The sequence below is a fragment of the Mesorhizobium sp. LEGMi-168a genome, assembly GCF_058312955.1.
Genome location: NZ_JBZEGV010000012.1, coordinates 40302 through 60000, shown reverse-complemented (window position 1 = coordinate 60000; position 19699 = coordinate 40302). Strand labels below are relative to the sequence as shown.

Genomic DNA, 19699 nt, shown 5'->3' with positions numbered 1-19699 from the left:
GTCCTATCTGAGCTTGAGGGTGGAAAGGCCGACCAGCGCCAGGATGACGGCGATGATCCAGAAGCGGATCACCACCTGGCTTTCGGTCCAGCCGAGCTTTTCGAAATGGTGATGGATCGGCGCCATCAGGAACACGCGCTTGCCGGTCATCTTGAAGTAGCCGACCTGGATGATGACCGACAGGATCTCGACCACGAACAGGCCGCCGACGATGACCAGCACGATCTCGTGCTTGGTGGCGACCGCGATGGTGCCGATCAGCCCGCCCATCGCCAGCGAGCCGGTGTCGCCCATGAAGATCGCGGCCGGCGGCGCGTTGAACCAGAGGAAGCCGAGGCCGGCGCCGATGACCGCGCCGAGCACGACGGCAAGCTCGCCGGTGCCGGGAACGAAATGGATCTGCAGATATTCGGCAAAGACCGCGTTACCCGAGAGATAGGCGATGACGCCGAAGGACGCGGCCGCGATCATGATCGGCACGATCGCCAGCCCGTCGAGACCGTCGGTCAGGTTCACCGCATTGCCGGCGCCGACGATGACGAAGCAGGAGAACGGCACGAAGAACCAGCCGAGATTGATGAGGAATTCCTTGGCGAAGGGGAAGGTCAGCGAAGACGAGAACGGCGCCTGGCCATTGTGCATGATCACCCAGGCGGCGATGCCGGCGACGACGAACTCGATCGCCAGCCGCGCCTTGCCGGAGAAGCCCAGATGCGACTGCTTGGTGACCTTGAGATAGTCGTCGTAAAAGCCGATCGAGCCGAAGCCAACGGTGACCAACAGCACCACCCAGACATAGATGCTGGAGAGGTTCGCCCATAGGAGCGAGGAGCCGATGATGCCGGACAGGATCATCAGCCCGCCCATGGTCGGCGTTCCCGCCTTCTTGAAATGCGTCTGCGGTCCGTCGGCGCGGATCGGCTGGCCCTTGCCCTGACGAAGCCGCAGCGAGTTGATGATGGTCGGTCCGAATATGAAGACGATCAGCGCCGAGGTGATCAGCGCGCCGCCGGTGCGAAAGGTGATGTAGCGGAAGACATTGAAGGCCGAGATCTTGTCCGCGAAATCAACGAGTAAAGTGAGCATGCGCTTCCGTCCCCCGGAGGCCGACCTCAGGTCGGTTCAATGGTTGTGGCTTCCGCCGGAAATTTGCCGAGCAATGCCTCGACCAGCTTTGAAAATCCGATGCCTTTCGACGACTTGACCATCACCACGTCGCCGGGCCTGATCGCCGACATCACGACCGGCTTCAGCTCTTCCGCCCCTGCCCGGTACTCGGTTTCGACATCGGAAGGCAAAACATCGGCCAGCGCCCGCATCTCCGGACCGCCGAGAAAGACGTTGCGCGTTTCCGTACCGACAATGAGTTCGGCGAGCGCCGCGTGGAGTTTTGCCGAGTGGCTGCCGAGTTCCAGCATGTCGCCAAGCACGGCGATGCGCCTGCCCTCGCCGGCGACAGGCGTGGCGTTGAGCAGCGCCATGGCCGCCGCCATAGACGCCGGGTTGGCGTTGTAGCTTTCGTCGATCAGCGTGATCGGGCCGCTCGGATGATGCAAGATGTGGCGCCTGCCGCGCCCACGCTCGGCCGAAAGGTCGGCGAGCGCCGCCGCGACCTTGTCGAGATCGGCGCCGACCAGTTGCGCGGCGCCCAGAACGGCCAGCACATTCTGCACTATGTGGCGGCCGGGCGCCCCGACGCGGGCCGTCACGTCCTTTTTGCCGATCTTGACGGCGATGTCGGAATGATCGGCATAAAGCTCGCAGCCGGCAAGGCGGAAGGCCGAGCGGGCATTTTCGCCGAAGCCGAAGACATGCTCGACACCAGCCTCTTTCGCCATTTTCCCGAGCAGCTTCCAGCGCGGATCGTCGCGGTTGAGCAGCGCGGCGCCGCCGGGCTCGATCCCCTCGAAAATCTCGGCCTTGGCCATGGCGATCTCGTCGAGATTCTTGAAGAAGCCGAGATGGGCGGCGGCAATCAGCGTGACGATCGCGACATGCGGCCTGACCATCTTGACCAGCGGCCTGATCTCGCCCGGATGGTTCATGCCGATCTCGAAGACTGCGTAGTCGCAGTCTTGCGGCATGCGCGCGAGCGTCAGCGGCACGCCCCAATGATTGTTGAACGACTGCGCCGAGGCATGCACCTTGCCGACCGCCGACAGCACGTGGCGCAGCGCTTCCTTGGTGGTCGTCTTGCCCGCTGAGCCGGTCACCGCGATGATCTTGGCCCGGGAGCGGGCACGCGCGCCGACGCCGAGCTTCTCCAATGCCGCAAGCACATCCTGCACGACGATCATCGGCGCCGTCAGCCGGCCGAGCGACGGCAGCTTGCCCTCGGCGACGACCAGCACGGCGGCGCCTGCTTTCACCGCCGCGGTCGCGAAATCGTGGCCGTCCATCGTCTCGCCCTTGATGGCGAAGAAGGCATTGCCAGGCTCGAGGCTGCGGCTGTCGATGGAAATGCCGGTAATGCCTTCCGGCAGCGAACCGATCGGCCTGCCGCCCGTGGCCTCGACAAGCGCCTCCGATGTCCAGAGCAGGTTCATGCGGCGCGCTCCTGGAGCGCCTCGCGCACTTCCTCGTGATCGGAGAAATGGAAGGTTTCGGTGCCGATGGTCTGGCCTTCCTCATGCCCCTTGCCGGCGACGATCAGCGTGTCGCCGGCATGCAGCATCGCCACGGCCTCATGGATCGCCTTACGGCGGTCGCCGATCTCGATGGCGCCGGGCGCCGCGGCAAGGATGGCCGCGCGTATGGTTTCGGGAATTTCAGTGCGCGGATTGTCGTCGGTGACGATGACGACATCGGCCAGCCGGGTCGCGATCTCGCCCATGATCTGCCGCTTGCCGCGATCGCGGTCGCCGCCGCAGCCGAACACCACGACGACACGGCCTGTGGTGAACGGGCGAACTGAGGTCAGCACATTTTCCAGCGCATCGGGCTTGTGCGCGTAGTCGACATAGACCGGAGCGCCGGCCGCCGTCGTGCCGACAAGATCGAGCCGGCCCGGCGCGCCTTTCAATTTTTCCAACGCGGCCAAGGCTTTGCCGACGGATGTTCCAGTCGAGATGGCAAGGCCGGCCGAAACCAGCGCATTGGCGATCTGGAAATCACCGGCGAGCGGCAGGTCGATCTCGTAAAGCACGCCGTCGGCTTCCACCTCGGCACGCTGGCGCCGCCGCTCGTGCTCGACGCGCTTCAGCGTGAGGAATTCGCCATGGCGGCCGACCGTCAGCACGTTGAGACCCGCTGCCCTCGCGGCATGAACCGTCGGCTCCGACCAGGGATCGTCGGCGAAGATCACAGCCGGCGCGCCCTTCGGCAGCAGCGTGTCGAACAGGCGCAGCTTGGCGCGGTGATAGTCCTCGACCGTCGGATGGTAGTCCATGTGGTCGCGGCCGAGATTGGTGAAGCCGCCGGCCGCCAGCCTGACGCCGTCGAGGCGGTGCTGGTCCAGACCATGGCTGGAGGCCTCCATCGAGGCGTGGGTAACGCCGGCATCGGCCAGCTCTTTCAGCAGCTTGTGCAGCGCCACCGGATCCGGCGTTGTCAGCGAGCCATATTCGTTGCGGCCGGGCGCCACCACACCGGTCGTGCCGATCGAAGCGGCGGCAAGGCCGGCCTGCTCCCAGATCTGGCGGGTGAAGGCGGCGACCGACGTCTTGCCGCTGGTGCCGGTGACGGCGACCATCGTTTCGGGCTGCTTGCCGAAGAAGCGCGCCGCGCTCAACGCCAGCGCCAGGCGCGGATCGTCCACGGCAAGGACCGGGACCGACAGTCCGGAAATCGTATTCCCTTTGGCCGCGACGATTGCGGCAGCGCCGCGGCCAGCGGCATCGGCTGCATAGGTCGAGCCATCGGCCTTGCTGCCGGCGAGCGCAAAGAAGACGACGCCCGGTTTTACCTGACGCGAATCGGAGGAGAGACCGGTAACCTCCAGACCGGGGGAAGCTGTTCCCTCGACAGGCAGGATACCGGCTAGATCTTTCAGATGCATTGAGTCCCGTTCACCGCAACAAAATAGCGCGCAGTTGCCGGCGCGCCCCAAGAATCACTGATAGGAAACCAGCGTTGCACCATTTTCATGGCTGAAATCTGGCTTCACGCCAAGCATGGCCGCCGAACGCCTGATGATATTGCCAGCTATGACCCCCGCATTCGCGGCCGCGACGTCTGTCATGCCGGGCTTTTCCGGATGCGGGGCGTCGGCAATCGTGAACACGAGATATTGCGGATCGTCCATCGGGAAGGCGGCCACAAAGGTATTGAAATTCAAGTCTTTCGAGTAACGGCCATTGATGACCTTCTCGGCTGTTCCGGTCTTGCCGCCAACGCGGTAGCCGGGGACCCTGGCGTTTCTGGCAGAGCCCTTCTCGGCGTTGAGCGTATAGAGGTAGCGCATGCCTTCGACCGTCTTTTCGCTGACCACTTTCTTGGCCACCGCCATTGCCTGCTCCACGGTACGCGGCAGGAAGGTCGGCTCGATCAGATAGCCGCCATTCATCAGGGCCGCGCAGCCGACAGCCGCTTGCAGCGGCGTCGTCGACACACCATGGCCGAAGGCGATGGTAAACGAATTGACCTGTTTCCAGACCTTCGGTTCAGTCGGGCGGGCGACTTCCGGCAGTTCGGTCTGCATCTTGTCCAAAATTCCGAGGCGATGCAGGAATTCGCGGTGCCCCTCGATGCCGACCAGCTCGGCCTCCCTGGCCGACCCGATGTTGGACGAATAGAGGAACACCTCCGGCAACGACAGCACGCGGTTCTTGCCGTGGAAATCGTGAATGGCCTGGTGGCCGACCCGGATTGGATGCGAGGCGTCGAAGCGGCTTTCCATCGTCGCTTTGCCGGAATCGAGCGCCATGGCCGAGGTGAAGCTCTTGAAGGTCGAACCCATCTCATAAAGGCCCGCCGACATACGGTTCAGCCGGTCCTTTTCCTGTGCATTGTAAGGATTGTTCGGATCGAAATCCGGCACCGAGGCCATGGCCACCACTTCGCCCGTTTTGACGTTGAGCACAACGGCGCCAGCGCCAATGGCGCGATAGCGCTCCAGGCCGGCGGCGACCTCGTCGCGCACGACATGCTGGACGCGAAGGTCGATCGACAACTTCACCGGCTTCAGGTCCCTGGCCACCGCCAGCCCCGACGCCTGCAGGTCGGTCAGCCCCTGGTCGTCGATGTATTTCTCCATGCCGGAGATGCCTTGGTTGTCGATGTTGGTCAGCCCGACAATGTAGGAAGACGTCTCGCCGCTCGGATAGAAGCGGCGCTTTTCGGTGCGGAAGCCTAGGCCGGGGACGCCCAGCGCCATGATGTCGGCCTGCTGCTTCGGCGTCAGCTGGCGCTGCAGCCAGACGAAGCCGGCGCCGCTCTTGAGCTTGCGATAGGTCTGCTCGTAATCGATCTCGGGAAGCACGGTCGACAATTTCTCGATGGCCTCGTCGGCGTCGACGATACGGCGCGGCTCGGCAAACAGTGACGCCGTCTTGATGTCGGTCGCCAACACCTCGCCGTTGCGGTCGACGATATCGGGCCGCGACGCGGTGACCCGGCTCTCCGGACCGCCCGACATGTCCGGGTTCTGTAGGCCGAGATAGACCAGCCGGCCGGCAATCGTCGAATAGATGGTGAAGAACACCGCCATCGTCATGATGATGCGGGTCTTGGCCTTGCCGCCGGTCGCCTTGCGGGCGGCGTCGACGACGATCGACCCGTCCGAGGCCACCTTCTTGCGACGCATCAGCAGCTTACCGATCTTTGGAAGCCTGCCGATCATTGCACGGTGCTCCCGGTGATCACCGGATCCTTGCCGTCCGAAGGCTCTTTGCCGGAATTGTCCGCCATGCCGCCGAGCCGCTGCGACGACAGGTCCTCGATGTTGACGGGCTTGATCGGCACGTCGTCGAGGCCGCCGATCTGACGGGCGTTGAGCGGCTCGAGCCCGAGTTGGCCCTTGTAGATTTCGGCAAGCTTCTGCAGCCGCGCCGGCTGGGTGAGCAGGCTCCAGTCGGCCTTCAGAAGATCGATCGTGTCTTCCTCGTAGCGGATCTGCGCCTGCAGCTTCTGCACCGCCGCCAGCTGGTCCTCGGCTTCGCGCTTGGTCTTGTAGGTCAACGCCGCCGCCGAGACCATGACGGCGATCAGGACTATGTCGCTGGTACGAAACACGTGCTTACCTCTCCCCCGGCCGCTGGACGGCGGGAAGCTTTGGAAGGCCGAAAATCGAAAAGTCGCCGGCGCGCGCCGGCACGTCGGTGCGGATTGCCGCGCGCAGCCTGGCCGAGCGCGCGCGCGGATTGGCGGCGATCTCGGCCTCTCCTGGCGCAACCCCGCCGCCGGATTTGCGGAAGGTCGCCGGCCGCGCCGGCGCATCTGGCATATGGCGCGATCCGCTGGCCGCATCGGCCCGATCGGCGATGAAGCGCTTGACGATGCGGTCCTCCAGCGAATGGAAAGTAACCACGGCAAGCCGCCCGCCGGGTTTGAGCACGCGCTCGGCGGCGAACAGCGCGCCGGCCAGTTCGCCGAGCTCGTCGTTGACGAAGATGCGCAGCGCCTGGAAGACGCGGGTGGCCGGATGGATCTTGTCCTTCGGCGCGCGGCCGATATGGGTAGCGATGGCGTCGGCCAGATCGAGCGTGCGCTCGAAGGGCCGTTTCTCGCGCCGGGCCTCGATCATGCGGGCGATACGGCCGGCATGCCGTTCTTCGCCGAGGAAGCCGAAGATGCGGGCAAGGTCGCCCGCCTTGAAGGTGTTGACGACGTCGGCGGCGGAGAGACCCGCCTGCGCCATGCGCATGTCCAGCGGCCCGTCGGCGCGAAAGGAAAAGCCGCGCTCGGCCTGGTCGAGCTGCATGGAAGAGACGCCGATGTCGAGCACGACGCCGTCGGCGCTCTCGACCTGTTCGTCCAGCGTCGAGAACGGCGCCTGCACGAGCTTCAGCCTGCCGCCGGCCTGCTGCTCAAGGGTCCGGCCGGCCGCGATCGCATCCGGATCGCGGTCGATGGCCACGACCGAGGCGCCTCGCTCGAGGATGGCGCCGGTGTAGCCGCCGGCGCCGAACGTCCCGTCGACGATTGTCTCGCCGGCCTTTGGCGCAAGCGCCTCCAGCACTTCGGCAAGGAGGACCGGAATGTGACGGACCAGTCCGCCAACGGCGCGACGATCATCGCCGTGGCCAGCCATCATTCCGGTCGCTCCCCAGGCTTCGTCCCCTGCCGAAGCTGCAAAAGCCTGGCCCGCGCCTGCGCCCCATAGGCGGCAAGCCGGCCCGGTTCCCAGACTTGAAAGAAATTGCCGCGGCCGACGAAGGCCACCTCTGTCGAGATGCCCGTATGCTCGCGGATGAAATCGGTCATCGTGATGCGGCCGTCCTGGTCGAGCTTCAGGAACGTCCCGTCGCCATGGCAGAAGAAGGACATGTCGTCCGCCGTTTGCAGGAAGGGATCCTCGAGCGCGATCCGCTGCTCGTAGCGGTCGAGCAGATCGAGCCCGCCGACGTCCATCGCCGGAAGGTCCAGGCAACGTAGCGCATAGAGCTCGCCATAGCCACGTTTCTGCACGACCGCGCGAAAGTGCGCCGGAACGGACACCCGCCCCTTCGCATCGATCCTGTTCACTGCGTTTGACAGAAATCGGTCCACTACGCGTTACAGCCGCTGTCGCCGCCGCACCCCTTCTCATGTTTTTCTCCGCGCCGCCGCGCATCGCCTCACGACAAATCGCTTCATTCACCAAGGCGAAAACCGGCAAACGCGCAGCCGCCGCGACTGCCCGATTGGCGTACGCTTCACCCTGACGCGGAACGAAGGCTTGATGATGCGAATGGGATATCATGGGGTATTATGGGCGTCAACGGGAAGAGGCATTACAAACATGCGCCCCACAACCAGAAAGGGCAGGCAGACGGCGCGTCCCGTCTTTATCGTCTATTAAGCCTAACGAAGCGTTTAGAACGATCTGGCCCATAAGGACGCGGCTTGCTGCGAGCCCTCCGCGCGCCTAGCGTCGAACCTCTGTTCATCGAAGGAATGAGCCCATGCCTGAAACCGCGAAGTCACGCGCCGCGACACTTGCCCATCTGCGCAGCGGCGATTTCGCCAAGGGCGACCCGATCCCCTTGCCCCTGACCATGGCCTCGATCTTTCATTCGCCGGGCGACGCGACGGGCTACGATCAGTACGGTCGTTTCAGCAATCCGACATGGCACGCCGTCGAGCATGTGCTTGGCCATCTGGAAGATGCGCAATGCGTCGCCTTTCCGTCGGGAATGGCTGCGATTTCAGCGGCATTTTTTTCGCTCGTCAAATCGGGCGACCGCATTCTCTTGCCTTCGGATGGCTATCACACGACACGCGCCCTGGCGGAGCGTTTTCTGAAACCGCTCGGCGTCACCTATGACGTCAGGGCCACATCCAATATGCTCGACGGCGGTTTCGCCGGCTACCGAATGATCTTCGTGGAAAATCCGTCGAACCCGCGGCTGGATATCTGCGACATCGCCGCCGTCGCCAAGGCGGCTCACGAGCAAGGTGCGGTCCTTGTCGTCGACAACACGACGATGACGCCCTTTGGTCAGCGCCCGCTCGACCTCGGCGCCGACATCGTCGTGTCGGCCGACACCAAGGCGATCAACGGGCACTCGGACGTGCTGTTCGGCCATGTCGCCAGCCGCAATCCGGACATTGTCGCCAGGGTCAGAGACTGGCGCGAAACGGCCGGCGGCATTCCCGGACCGTTCGAGGCATGGCTCGTGCATCGCGGCCTCGAAACGCTGGAGGTGCGCTTCGACCGCATGTGCTCTTCCGCGGAAACGATCGCCCGTCGTCTCAAGGGGCATCGCGCCGTAAGCGGCCTGCGCTTTCCCGGGCTCGAGGGTGATGCCTCGCACAATCTGGCGCGTGCCCAGATGGAGCGCTTCGGCTTCTTGATCTCGTTCGAACTGGCCTCGGAAGACCAGGCCGAGGATTTCATCAACAATTGCCCGCTGATTGAAGCGGCGACCTCCTTTGGCGGCGTGCATACCTCAGCTGAACGGCGATCGAAGCGCGGCGACGCCGTGCCGCCCGGTTTCTTACGCCTGTCTATCGGCTGCGAGCCGGTCGAGGAACTCTGGCAGGAGATCGAGGCTTCGCTTGATAAGATCGGCAGTTGAGCCAATCACGATACCAGATCGTCAGCCTCGATTTTCCGCCGGCCGTGTAGCACGCGAACGATTTCGATAACATCGTCGCGGATCCGATAGAAGGTGAGGTATTCGCCGACGATCAGATGACGGATACCGGGTGCGATGTCTTCGCGCGGAGGACCTGAATACGGATAGGCAGCAAGCTGCCGACAACGGGCCTCGATGCGATCGAGCACCCTATCCGCTGCAGCTTCGCTATCCCGCGCATGTGGAGCCAGATCGCTATCAGATCGTCTTCAGCGCGCGCCGCACGAATGATCGGCAGCACCTTCATGCCGCGTCGTCGGATCTCAATCGCTTACGGGCCTCGGCCTTTATTTCATCCATCGACACGAACCGGCCAGGCCCGCTGTCGATCCCCTCCTGCACCAGCTTGCGCAATTCCTCGACCGTGTAGCCGAGTAGGTCGCGCCGGTCCTTCCATTGTCTGAGCGCGTCCCGGATCACCTCGCTCGCCGAAGCGTACTCGCCAGCGGCGACCACGTCGTCGACCGCCTGCGCCAGTTCGGGCGAAAGTGTGATGCTGCGTTTGTCGACCTGGCCCATGATGCGCTCCGAGGCTTTCCTTGTGGCCAAGGTACGATTTAATCGTACCAGCTTCAAGAAGCGTGTATCCCCATCCTTGAATCAAAAGGCGAGCCCGATGGCACAACCTGCTGATTTCAGGAACATCTTGGATATAACGGAGGAAAAATGCCAGCTGGCCTGTAAGCCGGGTTCTGTATGGCCCCCGCGCCTTGCGGCGCGAGAACGTGGCGGCCATTCATCTTGGGCGCATGTTGCCATGCGCCTCACGCAACCTACCCGGACGGTGGGCCGGAAACAGCCCTCGAAGGTTTCCCTTCGCACCGCCCCTATTCGGTTTTGCTCCCGGTGGGGTTTGCCGTGCCGCTCCTGTCGCCAGTCGCGCGGTGGGCTCTTACCCCACCCTTTCACCCTTGCCGCGGCTGATGCCGCGGCGGTTTGCTTTCTGTGGCACTTTCCCTGGGGTTACCCCCGCCGGCCGTTAGCCGGCACCGTGTCTCCATGGAGCCCGGACTTTCCTCACCCGCAGCCTTTCGGCTCTTGCAGGCGCGGCCGCCCGGCCAGCTGGCAAGCGCGTATAAAGGGATTCCCGCCTGAAAACGCAAATAAAAAAGGCGAACTTGCTTTTTACGCGGGCGAACCGAGCGCCGCCATCTGCACCTTCACCTTGCTGCAATAGGCGGCTGAAACCGGATTCATCCGCCTTGCGCCATGACCGGCATTATATTTGAGGATCGTGCCGCAGGTGGTGCCGCCGCCGAGGCCTTGCGCCATGGCGAGATACTTCATGCCGTATTTGATGTTGGTGTCGGGATCGAACAGTCCCTTGACCGAACCCGTATAGCCCATCATCCGCGCCGTCGCCGGCTTGATCTGCATCAGGCCGATCTCGCCGGCGCCGCCGACCATGTTCGGCCGGTAATTGCTTTCGATCTTGATGACGGCCTTGGCGAGCGACACCGGCACGCCATAGCTTGCAGCATAGCGAGCGATGATCGCCGAATATTGGCCGCTGCCGTCGGTGGCCGCAGACGACAATGCGGGCTTTTCAGGATGAATGGACGCTGTCGTCGTCAGGTCGACAGTCTGCCTGCCGCGCTTCCTGCTGCGTTTGACCGTTGATTTTGCCGACTTCAATGCGGCGGTCTTCTGCACCTTTGCCGCAGCGGTTTTCTTGGTTTTTTCGGCTTTGAGGTCCGGGGCCGCCTTCGGCGTCACAGGGGTCGCTGCAAACCCATTATCTGCCGCCCGCAGGCTCTGCGGCGCGCTGTTAGCCGGGCTGAAGGCAAAAGTCATCACTCCGGCAGCAACGGCTGCCGCTACAACGGTCAATTTTTGCATGTAATCCTGTTCTGTTAGAACCGCGCGAAGAATTTCACGCAGCAGGGCCAACTCAACATCGGAGCATCTTGGGGGGATAGATGTCCGACAACTTGCGGGAGATGCGTTTGGAGAGCGAATTGGCGCCAATGAAGGCGAGGCAATTCACTTTGTATGACGAATTGTAATTTAGACACCTTGGCCAGATTATTCTGGCGAGGCGGCCTTTACGGAAGCCAGCAGCCTTTGCAGTGTGCGGATCGTCGAGCTGTCCGCCACGCCGTCGACGAGCCGCCGCCGGAAATGCCGCTGAAACGCCGCCACCACGATTTCCGTTTGGCGATCGAAGACGCCCGATATCTCGACGCCATAACCGTAGAGCGCCAGCATCGACTGCAGCGCCTCGACGTCGGCGCCGGTATCGCACGCCTTCAACGTCGCATTCTGCCTGATCGGGGCCGCGGGAACGAGTTGGCCGACGCCGGCCGCGAAGAGCGCCTGCCAGGGAAACTTCTCGCCCGGGTCGACCTTGCGCCCCGGCGCCACGTCGGAATGCGCAAGCACCCTTTGCGGTGGAATGGAATGCCGGCCGGTGATCCCCGCGCACAATCCGATCACCGCATCGATCTGCCGCTTCGGGAAGGCCTTGTAGCCGAGCGAATGCCCGGGATTGACGATCTCGATGCCGACAGAGCAGGAGTTGATGTCGGTGCGCCCGAACCAGGAGCTCTTGCCGGCATGCCATGCGCGGTCGCTCTCGCGAACCATCTGCACGATGCTGCCGTTCTCATGGACAAGATAATGCGAGGACACCTCGCTTGCCGGATCGCACAGCCACGCCTCGGCGCCGGCGCCCGTCGCCATGCCGGTATAGTGCAACACGATCATGTCCGGCCTGAGCATCTCGCGTCGCGGGCCGAAATTCGGCGACACCCTGACCTCGGCACCCGGCTGGTCGGGCAAAAAACCGCTCATACGTGCCTGAGACCCCGTTCGATCATCTCATAGGCGGCATTGATCGCAGCGACCCTTGTCGTGGCGATCTTGATGAACTCCTGCGGCAGGCCGCGCGCGATCAGCCTGTCCGGGTGATTGTCGGAGATCAGCTTGCGGTAGCGCTTCCTGACCTCTTCGAACGGCTTTCCGCGCTCGATGCCAAGAACAACATAGGGATCGGCGGCACCGAGATTGACGTGACGCGACAGGATCGTCTGGTAATGCGCCTCGTCGATCCGAAAAATCTCGGCAATGCGATGCAGGAATTGCCCTTCTCGCTCGTGGACTAGGCCGTCGGCCTTGGCGATGTGGAACAGCCCATCGAGTATGTCTTCCAGCATCATGCAATTCGCATGGCCGGAACCACAAAGCTGCGCCATGCGCTGGGCATAGATCTCGAAACCGGCAACATCGCGCTTGGCGAGGTCGTAGAGGCGCGCCACGTTGCGCGTCTCGCTCGGCGGCACCTCGAAGATTTCCTGGAAGGCACGCACCTCGTCCTGAGTGACGATGCCGTCGGCCTTGGCCATCTTGGCGGAGAGCGCGATCATCGCCACTGAGAAGGCAACGCGCCGGCGCAAATCCGGGTCGCCGGAAAACACGGTACGCACGGCCTCGACGACATCGGCGACGCCCGAGGACGCCGACGACGAAACACGAGCGATGAAGTCGCCGAGGCGGTCCCAAATCGACATGCCGGCTTCTTAGTGCGAACCGGGCACCGCTATCAAGCCGGGACGATGCCGCAGGTCCAATGGTCGCTGACCGCTCCCGGCAAAAAGAAGGCCGGCAGAAGCCGGCCTTCTCGAATCATTGGATCGACTTCTACTGCGCTGGCGCAGCAGGAGGTGTTGCCGGAGCCGGTTCAGCAGGCTTCGAAGCGTCAGGCGTAGCTGGCTTCATCGGCTGCTCGGTGGCCGGCGGATTGGTGCTCTGGGTGGTCGTATTGTCCGTGCCGCTGTTGCTGCAAGCCGCGACCCCCAGCAGGGCGAGCGCCGAAACAGACGCCAGAATGAGCTTCTTCATGATATCACTCCTTCGACAAACGTTCACGTTTCGGTGAACAGTCGCAGGAGAAATGCATCAAGTGGCTCGCGGGTTTCGTAACGTTGCGTTTCTGTGTGTAACATCGCGATAACTGCTAACACCCCGGTATTGCAGGCAATTTGGCGGAGATGGCGCGCCCATTACAGGCTGACGGCGCCGCGGGCAGCCTGGTCGTACTGGCCGGATACCACGCGCATCAGCGCCGCAAGCCTGCTGAGCGCCTCTTCATCGAGTCCGAGCGTCTTGATGCTCGAAATCAGCAACCCTTCGCGCAACTCCCGATAGCGCTCGCACGCCCGTGCGCCAGCTTCGGTAACCCCTACGATCTTTTCCTTGCCGCGTCTGCCGGTTCGGACAAGGCCCATTCCCGCGAGTTTCTTGATCGAATAGGTCGCAAGATGGGTGTCCTCGATGTTGAACATGGTGCAGAGATCGGCCTGCGTTTTCTCGCGGCCTCGATGGTTGGTGGCGTGCAGCAGAAGGACGTCGAGATGAGTGAGGCTGGGATAGCCGGCGGCCGCCATGCACCTCACCGTCCAGCGCTGAAAGGCGTTGCCGGTGACCGTCAGGGCGAACTCCAATTCCGACATGGACGGCATGGCCCCAACCGACAGATGCGATGCCGAAACGATCGGCCCCCATTCTTCCCGCTGCATGCAACACCTTTCCGATGATTTATCGATAATATATTGACGTATTGCCGTCGATAAGGCAATGAAAACCTACATCGGCACCACCCAGGGGAGACACCTGTGACCTCGAGATGGGATTTCTGGATCGACCGGGGCGGTACCTTCACCGACATCATCGGCCGTGATCCGCAGGGCCAGTTGCACCCGCGCAAGCTCCTGTCCGAGAACCCTGAAGCCTATGCCGATGCGGCCATCCAGGGCATACGCGACCTGCTTGGGCTAAAAACCGGCGCCGCCATTCCCGCCGACCGGATCGGCGACATCAAGATGGGAACCACAGTCGCCACCAATGCGCTGCTCGAGCGCAAGGGCGACCGCGTGCTCCTGCTCATCACCAAGGGTTTTCGCGACGCGCTGCGCATCGCTTATCAGGCGCGGCCTGATATCTTTGCCAAGGAAATCATCCTGCCTGAGCAGCTCTACGAGCGGGTGATCGAGATCGACGAACGCGTGCGCGCAGACGGTCGCGTCGAGCGCCTGCTCGACATCGCCGCCTGCCGCCCCGCGATCGAACAGGCCAAGGCGGACGGCATCGACGCGGTCGCCGTCGTCTTCATGCATGCCTGGAAATATCCAGACCACGAAAAGGCGGTGGCCAAGGTCTGCCGCAAGATCGGCTTCAGCCAGATCTCTGTGAGCCACGAGGTCTCGCCGCTGATCAAGCTGGTCGGCCGCGGCGACACCACCGTGGTCGACGCCTATCTGTCGCCGATCCTGTCGCGCTACGTGCAAAGGGTGGCGGGAGAGTTGGGCGCCGGCCCCCGCCTGATGTTCATGATGTCGTCGGGCGGGCTGACCGCCGCCGACATGTTCCAGGGCAAGGACGCGCTGCTGTCGGGCCCGGCCGGCGGTGTCGTCGGCATGGTCGAGACGGCGAAGCTCGCCGGCTTCGACAAGGTCATCGGCTTCGACATGGGCGGCACCTCGACCGACGTCGCCCACTATGACGGCGACTACGAGCGCGCCTTCGATACCGAAGTCGCCGGCGTGCGCATCCGCGCGCCGATGATGCGCATCCACACGGTCGCCGCCGGCGGCGGCTCGATCCTGCATTACGAGGCCGATCGCTTCCGCGTCGGCCCCGACTCGGCCGGTGCCAATCCCGGCCCGGCCGCCTACCGGCGCGGCGGCCCGCTCGCCGTCACCGACGCCAATGTCATGCTCGGCAAGCTGCAGCCCGATGTCTTCCCGGCGATCTTCGGTCCCGGCCAGGACCAGCCGCTCGATGTCGGCACCGTGCGCGAAAAATTCGCGGCCTTGGCCGCCGAGATCGGCGACGGGCGCGCGCCGGAAGCGGTGGCCGAGGGCTTCGTCACCATTGCCGTCGAGAATATGGCGAACGCCATCAAGAAGATCTCGGTGCAGCGTGGCTATGACGTCACCGAATATCTCTTGAACTGCTTCGGCGGCGCCGGCGGCCAGCATGCCTGCCTCGTCGCCGATGCGCTCGGCATGGAAGCGGTGCTCATCCACCCCTTCTCGGGCCTGCTTTCGGCTTACGGTATCGGGCTGTCGACGGTTTTCGCCTCGCGCCAGCAGGCATTGCTCGAACCTCTCGCCGAAGAATCGCGTTCGTCTATCGAGGACCTGATTGCGGCATTGCGCCAAGGCGTCGTCGCCGAGCTTGCCGCGCAAGGCATTGCGGAGGCCGCCATCGCCTCGAAACCGGTCCTGCAGATCCGCTATGACGGCACCGACACGGCGCTGCCGGTGAATTTCGAACAAGGCTCGATCTTCCGCGCCAGAAGCGATTTCGAGGCCGCCCACAAGGCGCAGTTCGGCTTCGTCTATGAAAACAAGCCGATGATCGTCGAGGCGGTTGGCGTCGAAGGCAGCGATGCCGGGACCGCTGTGCGCGACGAAAATGAATCAAGTCTCGAAGACAAGGCGGCAAGTCCTTGGCAGACCCGGCAATTCTTTGCCGACGGCGCCTGGCGCGATGCCGGCATCTTCCGCCGCGAGGATCTGAAGCCCGGTCACAAGGTGGCGGGCCCCGCGCTGATCATCGAGCCGAACCAGACCATCGTCGTCGAGCCGGGCTGGCAGGCCGAGATCACGGCCAGAAACCACGTGCTCCTGCGGCGCATCGAGAAAAAGGCCCGACAGGCGGCGCTCGGCACCGAGGCCGATCCCGTGATGCTGGAAGTCTTCAACAACCTCTTCATGTCGATCGCCGAGCAGATGGGCGTGACGCTGCAGAACACCGCCTATTCGGTCAACATCAAGGAACGGCTGGACTTTTCCTGTGCGGTGTTCGACCGCCATGGCGCATTGGTCGCCAACGCGCCGCACATGCCGGTGCATCTCGGCTCCATGGACCGCTCGGTCGAAACCGTCATCCGCCTGAACTCGGGCGATATCCATCCGGGCGACGTCTTCGCCCTCAACGCGCCTTACAATGGCGGCACGCATTTGCCCGACATCACTGTCGTGACGCCGGTGTTCTCCCTCCCCCTTGAGGGGAGGGTGGCCGCGCAGCGGCCGGGTGGGGTCCTCTCAGAAGGCACCACAAGAACGTCGAGCACTGCCGCAACGACCCCCTCCGCCGCCTTCGGCGGCACCTCCCCCTCAAGGGGGGAGGAAATCCTCTTCTACGTTGCCTCGCGCGGCCACCATGCCGATGTCGGCGGCACGGCGCCCGGCTCGATGACGCCTTTAGCCACCACGGTCGACGAGGAAGGCGTGTTGTTCGACAATTTCCGCATCGTCGATCGCGGCCGCTTCCGCGAGAAGGAGCTCGAGACGCTCCTTACCGACCATCCCTACCCTGCCCGCAATCCCGTCCAGAACATCGCCGATCTCAAGGCGCAGATTGCCGCCAACGAAAAGGGCGTGGCCGAACTCCGCAAGATGGTCGCGCATTTCGGCCTCGATGTCGTCGAGGCCTATATGGGCCATGTCCAGGACAATGCCGCCGAGAGCGTGCGCCGCGTGCTGGAACGCTTGCCGGACACTTCGGACTACGAATATCCCACCGACACCGGTCAGGTGATCAAGGTCAAGATCAGCGTCGACCGGGAGAAGCGCGAGGCGACGGTCGATTTCACCGGCACCTCGCCGGTCATGAAGAACAATTTCAACGCGCCGGAGCCGGTGGCGCGAGCCGCCGTGCTCTATGCCTTCCGCGTCATGGTCGAGGATATGATCCCGATGAACGCCGGCTGCCTCCGACCGATCAACATCATCATCCCCGACGGCTGCATGCTGAAGCCTGCCTATCCCGCAGCCGTCGTCGCCGGCAATGTCGAGACCTCGCAGCACGTCACCAACGCGCTGTTCGGCGCCATGGGCGCGCTGGCCAACGCGCAAGGCACGATGAACAACCTGACCTTCGGCAACCGGCAGTATCAGTATTACGAAACGATCTGCTCCGGCTCGCCGGCCGGCCGGATGAATTCGGGCCGCGGCTTTACAGGCACCTCCGGCGTCCACACGCACATGACCAATTCGCGGCTTACCGATCCGGAGGTGCTGGAATTGCGCTTCCCCGTCGTGCTGGAGGATTTCCACATCCGCGAAGGTTCCGGCGGCAAGGGCAAGTGGAACGCCGGCGACGGCACCAAGCGCACCATCCGCTTCCTGGAAGCGATGGAATGCGCCATCCTCTCCTCGCACCGCAACCGCCCACCCCAGGGTCTGAACGGGGGCGGCGATGGCGAGGCCGGCTCGACCAAGATCAGGCGCAACGACGGCTCGATCGATGTGCTGAAGGCCTGCGACCAGACCACGCTCGACGCCGGCGAGGCCGTCATCGTCATCACGCCGACACCCGGCGGGTTCGGCAAGGCGTAAATACCAGCGTCAACAGCCTGTCACCTGCCTGTCATGACGCTGCGCTACCCGCTTGCGCCAACGCAAACGGGGAATCACCTTGCCATGTCGGATGTTTCGGGAGAACTCGTTTATCGCCGGGGCAAGGAAGTCGGAAAGGCGGTCTACCAAAACCGGGCATTGTCGAAGGACGGTATTTCCGAACGTCTCTTCGCCTTCCTGTTTTCCGGCCTTGTCTATCCGCAGATCTGGGAGGACCCGGATGTCGACATGGAGGCCATGCAGCTTGGCGCCGGCCATCGCGTCGTCACAATCGCGTCAGGCGGCTGCAACATCCTGGCTTACCTCACCCGCTCGCCGGCCCGGATCGACGCCGTCGACCTCAACGCCGCGCACATCGCGCTGAACCGCATGAAGCTGGAAGCGGTGCGCCATCTGCCGTCGCAGGGCGACCTGTTCCGCTTCTTCGGCGCCGCCGACACCAGCCACAATTCGGAAGCCTACGACCGCTTCATCGCGCCGCATCTCGATCCGGTCAGCCGCCATTACTGGGAACGCAGGAATTGGCGTGGCCGCCGCCGCATCTCGGTCTTCGATCGCAATTTCTACCAGACCGGCCTGCTCGGCCTGTTCATTGCCATGGGCCATCGCGTCGGCAAGCTGTTCGGCGTCGATCCGGCCGGCATCATGAGGGCCGAGAACATCGGCGAGCAGCGCCGCTTCTTCAACGAGGAGCTGGCGCCGGTCTTCGACAAGAAGCTCCTCCGCTGGGCGACGTCGCGCAAGGCCTCGCTGTTCGGCCTCGGCATCCCGCCGGCACAGTACGATTCGCTGATCACCTCCGGCGACGGCTCGATGGCGAGCGTCCTGAAGGCGCGGCTGGAAAAGCTCGCCTGCGACTTCCCGCTGAAGAACAACTATTTCGCCTGGCAGGCCTTTGCCCGCCGCTACCCGGAGCCAGGCGAGGCAGCCCTGCCCGCCTATCTCGAACCGGGTAACTACAAAACGATCCGCGCCAACATCGATCGCGTCGCCATCCATCATGCCAACCTGATCAAATTCCTGGCCGGCAAGGATGCGGGCTCGGTCGACCGCTTCGTCCTGCTCGACGCGCAGGATTGGATGACGGACGACCTGCTCAACGCGCTGTGGACCGAGATCACCCGCACGGCCTCGGTTGGCGCCCGCGTGATCTTCCGCACCGCGGCCGAGCCCAGCCTGCTGCCGGGCCGCGTCTCCAACTCCCTGCTCGACCAGTGGCATTACGACAACGAGGCCTCGCGCGAATTCTCCGCCGAGGACCGTTCGGCTATCTATGGCGGCTTCCACCTCTATGTGAAGCGCGCCGCATGAGCACGACCGAGCTGCCGGCCAGCCATGCCGAGCTGATGGACGGCGTCTATCGCTGGCAGCGCCACATCTACAACCTCACCCGCAAATACTACCTGCTCGGCCGCGACTGGCTGATCGCAGGGCTCGACGTGCCGCAAGGCGGCACCGTGCTCGAGCTCGGCTGCGGCACCGGCCGCAACATCGTGCTTGCTGCCCGCCGCTATCCGAACGCCCGTTTCTTCGGCCTCGATATCTCGACCGAGATGCTGGAAACGGCGAACGCCGCTATGGCCCGCGAAGGTCTCGCCGCTCGCGTCACCCTTGCGCGCGGCGACGCCACCGACTTCGACGCAAAAGCGCTTTTCGGCACCGCGCGCTTCGACCGCGTCTTCGTCTCCTATTCGCTGTCGATGATCCCTGGGTGGGAAAAGACGGTTTCGGCCGCGCTCGTCGCGCTTGCTCCCGGCGGCTCGCTGCATGTCGTCGATTTCGGCCAGCAGGAGGGCCTGCCGCGCTGGTTTCGGATGCTGCTGCGCGGCTGGCTGCGGAAATTCCATGTCGAGCCGCGCGCCTCGCTGCGCGACCTGCTTGAATCGGAATCCGAGCGGGCCGGCGCAACCTTCCGTTTCAGAACGCTTTATCGCGGCTATGCCTGGCTGGCGGTGATCAAGATCGCCATTTGATATTTTGAAGACACGATGCCGGCCGCAGGGATGTTGGCCGAACGCCGGACGCACCACATCGTCATAAGGGGGCTTTTGCGGCTGTCCAGGGCAATCGACGCAACGCATGAAAACTGGTATATCGGCCCATCTCTATTTCACT

At 63.6% G+C, this 19699-nt stretch carries 18 protein-coding genes and 1 other RNA gene; 4 read left to right on the top strand and 15 right to left on the bottom strand.

What is annotated here, in order from left to right:
• Nucleotides 1–3: 3 nt before the first annotated feature.
• Genes mraY through mraZ form a run of 7 tightly spaced genes read right to left on the bottom strand, consistent with a single transcriptional unit; the run spans nt 4 to nt 7647 of the window.
• A complete protein-coding gene (gene mraY / locus AC4FWB_RS17370) occupies nt 4–1086 on the bottom strand; it encodes a phospho-N-acetylmuramoyl-pentapeptide-transferase (RefSeq protein ID WP_066990736.1) in 1083 nt (360 codons plus the stop codon).
• A 26-nt stretch (nt 1087–1112) separates the two neighbouring features.
• Nucleotides 1113–2546, bottom strand: a complete 1434-nt coding sequence (locus AC4FWB_RS17365) for a UDP-N-acetylmuramoylalanyl-D-glutamyl-2,6-diaminopimelate--D-alanyl-D-alanine ligase (RefSeq protein WP_491027492.1) — start codon at nt 2544–2546, stop codon at nt 1113–1115.
• Entirely contained in the window at nt 2543–3997 is a 1455-nt protein-coding gene (locus tag AC4FWB_RS17360) for a UDP-N-acetylmuramoyl-L-alanyl-D-glutamate--2,6-diaminopimelate ligase (protein WP_491027491.1), read from the bottom strand. The genes AC4FWB_RS17365 and AC4FWB_RS17360 overlap by 4 nt, the downstream gene beginning before the upstream one ends.
• A 54-nt stretch (nt 3998–4051) precedes the next feature.
• Nucleotides 4052–5779 (bottom strand): peptidoglycan D,D-transpeptidase FtsI family protein, encoded by a 1728-nt coding sequence (locus tag AC4FWB_RS17355; RefSeq protein WP_491027489.1) that lies wholly within the window; start codon nt 5777–5779, stop codon nt 4052–4054.
• On the bottom strand, nt 5776–6171 hold the full coding sequence (ftsL, locus tag AC4FWB_RS17350; protein WP_491027488.1) for a cell division protein FtsL: 396 nt from the start codon (nt 6169–6171) through the stop codon (nt 5776–5778). Before ftsL ends, AC4FWB_RS17355 begins: the two co-directional genes overlap by 4 nt.
• A gap of 4 nt (nt 6172–6175) precedes the next feature.
• Nucleotides 6176–7192: a 16S rRNA (cytosine(1402)-N(4))-methyltransferase RsmH gene (gene rsmH / locus AC4FWB_RS17345; RefSeq protein ID WP_491027486.1), complete on the bottom strand. Its 1017-nt coding sequence runs from the start codon at nt 7190–7192 to the stop codon at nt 6176–6178.
• Nucleotides 7189–7647: a division/cell wall cluster transcriptional repressor MraZ gene (gene mraZ, locus AC4FWB_RS17340; protein ID WP_491027485.1), complete on the bottom strand. Its 459-nt coding sequence runs from the start codon at nt 7645–7647 to the stop codon at nt 7189–7191. The genes rsmH and mraZ overlap by 4 nt, the downstream gene beginning before the upstream one ends.
• 395 nt (nt 7648–8042) lie before the next feature.
• Between mraZ and AC4FWB_RS17335 the strand changes: the two genes are divergently transcribed.
• Nucleotides 8043–9158: a cystathionine gamma-lyase gene (locus AC4FWB_RS17335; protein ID WP_491027484.1), complete on the top strand. Its 1116-nt coding sequence runs from the start codon at nt 8043–8045 to the stop codon at nt 9156–9158.
• A 5-nt stretch (nt 9159–9163) separates the two neighbouring features.
• On the opposite strand, the gene AC4FWB_RS17330 is transcribed toward AC4FWB_RS17335, so the two are convergent.
• The 8 genes from AC4FWB_RS17330 to AC4FWB_RS17295 form a co-directional block, all read right to left on the bottom strand.
• A complete protein-coding gene (locus AC4FWB_RS17330; RefSeq protein WP_491027483.1) occupies nt 9164–9367 on the bottom strand; it encodes a type II toxin-antitoxin system RelE/ParE family toxin in 204 nt (67 codons plus the stop codon).
• A 94-nt stretch (nt 9368–9461) separates the two neighbouring features.
• Nucleotides 9462–9737 carry a type II toxin-antitoxin system ParD family antitoxin gene (locus tag AC4FWB_RS17325; protein ID WP_491027482.1) on the bottom strand — a complete coding sequence of 92 codons (276 nt, stop codon included), beginning with the start codon at nt 9735–9737 and terminating at the stop codon, nt 9462–9464.
• Nucleotides 9738–9883: 146 nt separating this feature from the next.
• An RNA gene (gene rnpB / locus AC4FWB_RS17320) (RNase P RNA component class A) lies at nt 9884–10284 on the bottom strand.
• A 59-nt stretch (nt 10285–10343) separates the two neighbouring features.
• A complete protein-coding gene (locus AC4FWB_RS17315; RefSeq protein ID WP_491027605.1) occupies nt 10344–11057 on the bottom strand; it encodes a lytic transglycosylase domain-containing protein in 714 nt (237 codons plus the stop codon).
• A gap of 186 nt (nt 11058–11243) precedes the next feature.
• Complete coding sequence (locus AC4FWB_RS17310; protein ID WP_491027481.1) at nt 11244–12011, bottom strand: N-acetylmuramoyl-L-alanine amidase; 768 nt, start codon at nt 12009–12011, stop codon at nt 11244–11246.
• Nucleotides 12008–12727, bottom strand: a complete 720-nt coding sequence (locus AC4FWB_RS17305) for a TerB family tellurite resistance protein (RefSeq protein ID WP_491027480.1) — start codon at nt 12725–12727, stop codon at nt 12008–12010. The genes AC4FWB_RS17310 and AC4FWB_RS17305 overlap by 4 nt, the downstream gene beginning before the upstream one ends.
• Nucleotides 12728–12857: 130 nt before the next feature.
• Nucleotides 12858–13058, bottom strand: a complete 201-nt coding sequence (locus AC4FWB_RS17300; protein ID WP_491027479.1) for a hypothetical protein — start codon at nt 13056–13058, stop codon at nt 12858–12860.
• A gap of 161 nt (nt 13059–13219) precedes the next feature.
• A complete protein-coding gene (locus AC4FWB_RS17295; RefSeq protein WP_491027478.1) occupies nt 13220–13735 on the bottom strand; it encodes a winged helix DNA-binding protein in 516 nt (171 codons plus the stop codon).
• A gap of 96 nt (nt 13736–13831) precedes the next feature.
• On the opposite strand from AC4FWB_RS17295, the gene AC4FWB_RS17290 reads away from it, so the two are divergent.
• From AC4FWB_RS17290 to AC4FWB_RS17280, 3 genes are read left to right on the top strand one after another with little or no spacing between them, the layout of a single operon-like run.
• Nucleotides 13832–17563 (top strand): hydantoinase B/oxoprolinase family protein, encoded by a 3732-nt coding sequence (locus tag AC4FWB_RS17290; protein ID WP_491027476.1) that lies wholly within the window; start codon nt 13832–13834, stop codon nt 17561–17563.
• A 33-nt stretch (nt 17564–17596) separates the two neighbouring features.
• The gene (locus AC4FWB_RS17285) at nt 17597–18895 is read left to right on the top strand and encodes a BtaA family protein (RefSeq protein ID WP_491027475.1); all 1299 of its coding nucleotides are present in this window, start codon (nt 17597–17599) and stop codon (nt 18893–18895) included.
• Nucleotides 18892–19557, top strand: a complete 666-nt coding sequence (locus tag AC4FWB_RS17280; protein WP_491027474.1) for a class I SAM-dependent methyltransferase — start codon at nt 18892–18894, stop codon at nt 19555–19557. Before AC4FWB_RS17285 ends, AC4FWB_RS17280 begins: the two co-directional genes overlap by 4 nt.
• Nucleotides 19558–19699: the final 142 nt, after the last annotated feature.

Coding starts and splice junctions, on each gene's coding strand:
- mraY (WP_066990736.1), bottom strand. CDS start 1,086: ATGCTCACTTTACTCGTTGATTTCGCGGACAAGATCTCGGCCTTCAAT.
- AC4FWB_RS17365 (WP_491027492.1), bottom strand. CDS start 2,546: ATGAACCTGCTCTGGACATCGGAGGCGCTTGTCGAGGCCACGGGCGGC.
- AC4FWB_RS17360 (WP_491027491.1), bottom strand. CDS start 3,997: ATGCATCTGAAAGATCTAGCCGGTATCCTGCCTGTCGAGGGAACAGCT.
- AC4FWB_RS17355 (WP_491027489.1), bottom strand. CDS start 5,779: ATGATCGGCAGGCTTCCAAAGATCGGTAAGCTGCTGATGCGTCGCAAG.
- rsmH (WP_491027486.1), bottom strand. CDS start 7,192: ATGATGGCTGGCCACGGCGATGATCGTCGCGCCGTTGGCGGACTGGTC.
- AC4FWB_RS17335 (WP_491027484.1), top strand. CDS start 8,043: ATGCCTGAAACCGCGAAGTCACGCGCCGCGACACTTGCCCATCTGCGC.
- AC4FWB_RS17325 (WP_491027482.1), bottom strand. CDS start 9,737: ATGGGCCAGGTCGACAAACGCAGCATCACACTTTCGCCCGAACTGGCG.
- AC4FWB_RS17315 (WP_491027605.1), bottom strand. CDS start 11,057: ATGCAAAAATTGACCGTTGTAGCGGCAGCCGTTGCTGCCGGAGTGATG.
- AC4FWB_RS17310 (WP_491027481.1), bottom strand. CDS start 12,011: ATGAGCGGTTTTTTGCCCGACCAGCCGGGTGCCGAGGTCAGGGTGTCG.
- AC4FWB_RS17305 (WP_491027480.1), bottom strand. CDS start 12,727: ATGTCGATTTGGGACCGCCTCGGCGACTTCATCGCTCGTGTTTCGTCG.
- AC4FWB_RS17300 (WP_491027479.1), bottom strand. CDS start 13,058: ATGAAGAAGCTCATTCTGGCGTCTGTTTCGGCGCTCGCCCTGCTGGGG.
- AC4FWB_RS17295 (WP_491027478.1), bottom strand. CDS start 13,735: ATGCAGCGGGAAGAATGGGGGCCGATCGTTTCGGCATCGCATCTGTCG.
- AC4FWB_RS17285 (WP_491027475.1), top strand. CDS start 17,597: ATGACGCTGCGCTACCCGCTTGCGCCAACGCAAACGGGGAATCACCTT.
- AC4FWB_RS17280 (WP_491027474.1), top strand. CDS start 18,892: ATGAGCACGACCGAGCTGCCGGCCAGCCATGCCGAGCTGATGGACGGC.